A 6,757-nucleotide genomic window follows, 5' to 3' on the forward strand; every position below is an offset into this window, starting at 1 on the left:
GTCCATGCGAGCTGCGCGGCCGCCGGCATCGACCCGGCGACGCAGCCGATCCCGGTTGCCCCCGCCGCGCATTATCACATGGGCGGCGTCGCGGTGGATGCGCGCGGCCGCACCTCCATCAAAGGGCTGTGGGCCGGCGGCGAAGTGTCGTCGACCGGCGCGCATGGCGCCAACCGGCTGGCCTCGAACTCGCTGCTGGAAGCCGTGGTGTATTCCGCACGCATCGCCGACGATATCAAAGGCAGCGCGCTGGCCGCGTCCGCGCACTCTCTGCCCGAACCACCGGCACCGCGCAATGGCATGATGCCGGCAGCGACGGTGAAGAACCTCCGGGCGATGATGAGCTCGCATGTCGGTGTCGTCAGGGACGCCGACCATCTGGCGGAAGCGGTGCGCAGTTTCGCCGACCTCGCGTGGTCGGCCGGCAATATCGCGCTGCGCAACATGGCAACCACCGCGCTGCTGGTCGCCGCATCCGCATGGACGCGGCGCGAAAGCCGCGGCGCGCATGTCCGTTCCGACCACCCGGCCGAGAATCCCGCGCTTGCCCATCGCACCTTGACCAGCTTGACGGAGGCGCGGCATCTCGCGGATACGCTGGCCGATCGCGCGGCGAGACGCAGCGCGCAACCGATGATCGCCTGAGACGAGGTGGATGATGACGACTCCCGCTTCCTTGCTGCATCCCGACGCATTCCTGTCGCCGCTTGCGATCGACGCCGCGGTGCATCGCGCGCTCGATGAGGATCTCGGCCGCGCCGGCGACATCACCTCGATGGCGACGATTCCGGAAGCCACCCGAGCGCAGGCCATTCTGGTGGCGCGGCAGTCCGGTGTGCTCGCCGGACTGCCGCTTGCGGTGGCGACCTTCCAGAAACTCTCGCCTGACCTGGACATCCACGCGCATCTCCGCGACGGCGCGACGGTCGCGACCGGCATTCAGGTGATGACGATCTGCGGCCCCGCGCGCGCCGTGCTGTCGGGCGAGCGCACCGCGTTGAATTTCGTCGGCCGGCTGTCCGGCATCGCCACGCTGACCGCCGACCATGTGCGCCGCACCGCCGGCACAAAACTGCGGGTCTGCTGCACCCGCAAGACCACGCCTGGCCTGCGCGCGCTGGAGAAATACGCGGTGCGCTGCGGCGGCGGCTTCAATCACCGCTTCGGGCTCGATGACGCGGTCCTGATCAAGGACAATCATATCGCGGTCGCCGGCGGCGTCCGCGCGGTGCTGCAGCGCGCCCGCGCCCATCTCGGTCATCTCGTCAAGATCGAGATCGAGGTCGATACGCTCGATCAATTGCGCGAGGTGCTCGAAACCTCTCTCGCCGACGTCGTGCTGCTGGACAACATGGATATCCCGACCTTGCGGCAGGCCACCGAGCTCGCGCGGGGCCGGGTCGTGCTGGAAGCCTCCGGCGGCGTCACGCTGGACTCGATCGCAGAGATCGCGACGACCGGGGTGGATTACGTCTCCGCAGGCGCGCTGACGCATTCGGCGCCGAATTTCGACGTCGCGATCGATATCGACGCCTGACCTCTTCACCTCGCCCCGATTGCTGGGAGAGGAGAAGAAAGGCTTGTGGCTGAGGCGAAGGCAAATCACAGGTTACCGCCGCACGGAGTTCGGGTTCAGCTCGGCTTCGCTCTTGGCCTCATGAACCAGTTCCTGCGAGAGCGCAGCGGTTTGCGCCGGCGTGCCCCAGCTCGGCGCGTCGCTGCCGTCGCCCCAGGCCTTGGGCCGGTAGAAGGTGTGCACGCCGTATTTGTACATCCGCTTCATTTCGCTGACCCAGGACGGATGCACCCAGTAGGCATGGTAGTGCGTCGACTTGCCGACTTCGGGTAGCCAGATCTGGCCGTCGAGCATCGCTGCCGCGATCTTCTTGGCGCGATCCCACATGTCGGGCTCGCGCACCACGTCGGGGATGTTGTCGCAGGCGAAGGTGAACTGGCATTCGAATGGGCGGCCGTGCTTGTTCTGATAGACGACGGCGCACACCGTAGTCGGATAGTAGCCGGAGAAGGCGCGGTTCAGCACCACCTGGGCGACCGCGATCTGACCGCGCACGGCTTCGCCGCGGGCCTCGAAATACACTGCTTCGGAGAGGCATTTTTCCGATTTGGCGCGCGCCTTCCGATCGAACAGGCCGAGCCGTTCGGCCGGCGTCTTGACATGCTGGTTGTCGGCGTTGACCTCGCCCTTGGGCGCGATGCTTTCGCCGCTCTTGTTGTCGTTGGCCTTGTCATTTGTTCTGGCCGCGGCTTCGGGCGCCGGCGGCAACGATGCGGTCGCCTTCAGATCCGGATCCGGCGCGGTGTCGGGCACCACGACCATCGGCTCTTCGCCAGGTTCCCAGCGCTCGATGCTTTCCGCGGCGCCTCCGAGCGCCGATGTTCCGAAGAACAGGCTGGACGTCTTGACGTCGAAACCGTCCTGGCTCGGCGCGACCTCACTTTCGGTTGCAGCGGCCGCGGACGCGGTCTTCAGGGCGTCGTGCTGCCCGGTATCCAGGGGCATCGCGGCATCATATTGCGGGAGCGGCGGCGCCAGCATCGCTTCCTGCAGCTCCGGATCGAGCCCGGAAATGGCTGGCGCAGCCGATGACGCGGCAGCGGTCTTCGCGCCCCGCACCGAAGCATTCGAGGTCGAGGGAGGTTCGAGCGACGGTCCTTTGGCGGCGGGGGCGCCATTCGCCGGCTGCGCTGGCGGCTGCACGACGAGCCGGTCGCCCTTCAGCGTGCGATCGACCTTGGGAAAATCGGATGGCTGATAACGCGATGGCGTCTGCAGTATCGGATTGTGCGTCACCGACCCCGTGAAATCGCTGCCCTGATCGTCGAGCCTTGCGAGCCGATAGCTGGCGCTCACGGGTTCGGAAGTTCCGAGCGGACGGCCGAAGCTATAGGTCGCGAGCTGGATCGAGGCGGCCGCGGGGGACACCCGCTTCTGCCAGCGCTCGGCGACGCCGGGCTGGCGTGCCAGCAGCGACGCGATGTCCTGATAGCCGATCTGGTTCGGCATCAGGCTGAAAACGCAGAGGCCAAGTCCGAAGGACGCAAAACGCGCGCCCTTCGGACGGGTACGCAAGGCTACCATCGATACGCTCACGCAACGCTTACGAAAATGGTCAAAGGCAGTACATCCGTGCAATTCGACCTTTCTCGTTGGTATCGAATTTAGGTTGCCGGGGCGTTAATCGCCGTTGCAAGCGCGATACAGGCAAGCGGGGAAGTTGCACCGCGCCGACGCATCGAAAACGTTGGTAAATGGCCGCTCGCCGGGAGTGGTAAACATCCGGTCAACAGAAATGCCGAAGAAAATTTGCGCGAGGACCCGTATCGATACGTGACAGCGGCGCGATCACACCGCATGCCGGTCCGCGCGACGACCGCAGTTCCGACGCCGAGTCCCTGGACGTCTCCTTGGACGTCGCCGCCAGCCACGCCACCTTCTGCACGCCAAGATGCACAAGCTCAAACCGCCAATGCCCGGGACAGGCCCGGGCATTCGTCATTCCGGACGATGCGGAAGCATCGAACCCGCAACCTCCAGATTCCGGATTCGCTTCGCGCCCCGAAATGGTTTCCGACTGTCGGTACGCTTACGCCTGGCTGGCGGCCGCCTTGCCGAGCGCGGCCTGCGCGCCCGCTAGTCGTGCGATCGGCACGCGATAGGGCGAGCACGAGACATAGTCGAGGCCGATCTCGCTGCAGAAGGTGACCGACGCCGGATCGCCGCCATGCTCGCCGCAGATGCCGACCTTGAGGCTCGATCTGCTCTTGCGGCCGCGCGCCACGCCGATCTTCACGAGTTCGCCGACCCCGTCGCGATCCAGCGACACGAACGGATCGATCGCCAGAATGCCCTTGGCGATATAGGCGCCGAGGAAACTCGCGGCGTCGTCGCGGCTGATGCCGTAGGTGGTCTGCGTCAGATCGTTGGTGCCGAAGGAGAAGAACTCCGCGGTCTCCGCGATCTCGCCGGCCATCAGGCACGCGCGCGGCAGCTCGATCATGGTGCCGACTTGATAAGCCAGCTTGGTGTTGGTCTCGCGCATCACCGAATGCGCGGTGGCGTCGATGCGCGCCTTGACCAGATCGAACTCCATCTTGGTCGCAATCAAGGGCACCATGACTTCGAGCCCGACCGCCTCGCCGGTGCGCTTCTGGGCCTCGACCGCGGCCTCGAAGATGGCGCGCGCCTGCATCTCGGCGATCTCCGGATAGGCGATGGCAAGACGGCAGCCGCGGAAGCCGAGCATCGGGTTGAACTCGGCAAGCTCGCGGACGCGGTCGGCGAGCCGGCGCGGATCGGTGTTCATCGCCCGCGCGACTTCCTCGATCTCGGCATGGGTGTGCGGCAGGAATTCGTGCAGCGGCGGGTCGAGCAGCCGGACCGTCACCGGCAGCCCCTTCATGATCTCGAACAGCTCGACGAATTCCGCCCGCTGCATCGGCAGCAACTTCGACAGCGCGGCGCGACGCTCCTGCTCGTCTTCGGAGAGGATCATCTCGCGCACGGTGCGGATGCGGGTTTCCTCGAAGAACATGTGCTCGGTGCGGCACAGCCCGATTCCCTCGGCGCCGAACTTGATCGCGGTGCGCGCGTCTTCCGGCGTATCGGCGTTGACGCGGACGCCGATCTTGCGGAGCTCGTCGGCCCAGCCCATCAGCGTGCCGAACTCGCCCGACAGCGCCGGCTCGATCATCGGCATGCGGCCGGCCAGCACCTGGCCGAGCGAGCCGTCGATGGTAATGATGTCTCCGGTCTTGAAGGTGCGCTGACCCACGCTCATCGTGCCGCGGCCGTAGTCGACGCGGATGTTGCCGCAGCCCGAGACGCAGGGCTTGCCCATGCCGCGCGCGACCACCGCGGCATGCGAGGTCATGCCGCCACGCGTGGTCAGGATGCCTTCGGCGGCGTGCATGCCGTGAATGTCTTCCGGACTGGTCTCGATCCGCACCAGGATGACCTTGCGGCCGTCGATTTGCAGCTTCGCCGCTTCGTCCGAGGAGAACACGATCTCGCCGGATGCAGCTCCCGGCGACGCCGGCAGGCCGGTTGCGATCACGTCGCGCTTGGCGGACGGATCAATGGTCGGGTGCAGCAATTGATCGAGCGAGGCCGGATCGATCCGCAACACCGCGTCCTTGGTCGAGATCAGGCCCTCATTGGCGAGCTCGACGGCAATGCGCAACGCCGCCTTCGCGGTGCGCTTGCCATTGCGGGTCTGCAGCATCCACAACTTGCCGCGCTCGACCGTGAACTCCATGTCCTGCATGTCGCGGTAGTGCTTTTCCAGCCGCGTGTAGATCCGCGTCAGCTCGTCGAACGCCTCGGGCATCGCGGTTTCCATCGACGGCTTGTCGGAGCCGGATTCGCTGCGGGAGTCCTCGGTGATGTCCTGCGGGGTACGGATGCCCGCGACCACGTCCTCGCCCTGCGCATTGATCAGGAACTCGCCGTAGAGCTTGCTCTCGCCGGTCGACGGATTGCGCGTGAACGCGACGCCGGTTGCGGAGGTCTCGCCCATGTTGCCGAATACCATGGCCTGCACATTGACCGCGGTGCCCCAGGATTCCGGAATATCGTGCAGCTTGCGATAGGTCACCGCGCGCGCATTCATCCAGGATGAAAACACCGCGCCGATCGCGCCCCACAACTGGTCGTGCGGATCCTGCGGGAATTCCTTGCCGGCTTCCTGCGCGACGGCGTCCTTGTAGCGGCCGACCAGTTCGACCCAGTCGTCGGCGGTCAGGTCGGTGTCGAGCGAATAGCCCTGGCCGTCCTTGAACGTATCGAGGATATCCTCGAAATGATGATGCTCGAAGCCGAGCACGACATCCGAATACATCGTGATGAAGCGGCGATAGCTGTCATAGGCGAAGCGGCGGTCGCCGGACATCTCCGCCAGGGCCTCGACGGTCTGGTCGTTGAGGCCGAGATTGAGCACCGTGTCCATCATGCCCGGCATCGAGGCGCGGCCGCCGGAACGCACCGACACCAAAAGCGGATTCTCGGCGTCCCCGAACACCTTGCCGGTCAGCTTGCCGACGTGATCCAGCGCCTTTTCGACCTGGGCCTTCAGTTCTTTCGGATAGGTCTTGTCGTTGGCATAGAAGTAGGTGCAGACCGAGGTCGGGATGGTGAAGCCGGGCGGCACCGGCAGGCCGAGATTCGCCATCTCGGCCAGATTGGCGCCCTTGCCGCCCAGAAGATCGCGGAGATCGGCTTTGCCCTCGGCCTTGCCGTCGCCGAAGGTGTAGACCCACTTGCCGGACTTCACGGCCTCGGTCGCGGCCGAAGCGGCTTTGGTTGCGACAGGCTTGAAAGCCGGCTTGGGGGGCGCCTTGCTTGCGGCCTTGTTGCTTGTCGTCTTGCTGCTTGCTGTCTTGGCGGCAGGCTTGGCTGCAGTCTTGGCGGAAGGCTTGCCGGTACTCTTGGCCACCGGCTTGGTGGCCGCAGCGTTCTTCAGGGGCTTTCGCGCCGCCCCCCTGACCGGGACGGACGGCTTTGATTTCGCTGCGGTTTTCTTCGACTTCGCGACGGCTTTGGCCATGACTTGAATCATCCGCAAGAGGGAAGGAAGTTGCGCGCCTTACACCACTTTGAACCGGCCGGCGCAAGCCACCAAACCCTGGTTTCGCTGCACCACGGTTTCACGCGCCAACACGCCGCTACATGTGAAACATTCGCAGCACGCCGAGCCCGATCAGACCAACGACGATCAGATAGATCGCGACGATGAAATTG

The 6,757-nt window shown here is 65.4% G+C and carries 5 protein-coding genes; 2 read left to right on the forward strand and 3 right to left on the reverse strand.

The window, feature by feature from the left end:
* A partial coding sequence (locus WCB02_RS18825; RefSeq protein WP_423960311.1) for an FAD-binding protein occupies positions 1–645 on the forward strand: 645 nt, incomplete at its 5' end.
* A gap of 13 nt (positions 646–658) precedes the next feature.
* On the forward strand, positions 659–1,537 hold the full coding sequence (gene nadC, locus WCB02_RS18830; protein WP_423960313.1) for a carboxylating nicotinate-nucleotide diphosphorylase: 879 nt from the start codon (positions 659–661) through the stop codon (positions 1,535–1,537).
* Between the two features lie 72 nt (positions 1,538–1,609).
* On the opposite strand, the gene WCB02_RS18835 is transcribed toward nadC, so the two are convergent.
* From WCB02_RS18835 to WCB02_RS18845, 3 genes are all read right to left on the reverse strand, one after another.
* Positions 1,610–3,100: a cell wall hydrolase gene (locus tag WCB02_RS18835; protein ID WP_423960315.1), complete on the reverse strand. Its 1,491-nt coding sequence runs from the start codon at positions 3,098–3,100 to the stop codon at positions 1,610–1,612.
* Between the two features lie 505 nt (positions 3,101–3,605).
* Complete coding sequence (ppdK, locus tag WCB02_RS18840) at positions 3,606–6,563, reverse strand: pyruvate, phosphate dikinase (protein ID WP_423960317.1); 2,958 nt, start codon at positions 6,561–6,563, stop codon at positions 3,606–3,608.
* Between the two features lie 118 nt (positions 6,564–6,681).
* A partial coding sequence (locus tag WCB02_RS18845; protein WP_423960319.1) for a DUF3096 domain-containing protein occupies positions 6,682–6,757 on the reverse strand: 76 nt, incomplete at its 5' end.

The sequence above is a fragment of the Bradyrhizobium sp. genome, from assembly GCF_049581145.1.
Classification (GTDB): domain Bacteria; phylum Pseudomonadota; class Alphaproteobacteria; order Rhizobiales; family Xanthobacteraceae; genus Bradyrhizobium.

Bases quoted from the DNA above. Each gene is read 5' to 3' on its own strand.
- WCB02_RS18835 (WP_423960315.1), bottom strand. From the start codon at position 3,100: ATGGTAGCCTTGCGTACCCGTCCGAAGGGCGCGCGTTTTGCGTCCTTC.
- ppdK (WP_423960317.1), bottom strand. From the start codon at position 6,563: ATGGCCAAAGCCGTCGCGAAGTCGAAGAAAACCGCAGCGAAATCAAAG.
- nadC (WP_423960313.1), top strand. From the start codon at position 659: ATGACGACTCCCGCTTCCTTGCTGCATCCCGACGCATTCCTGTCGCCG.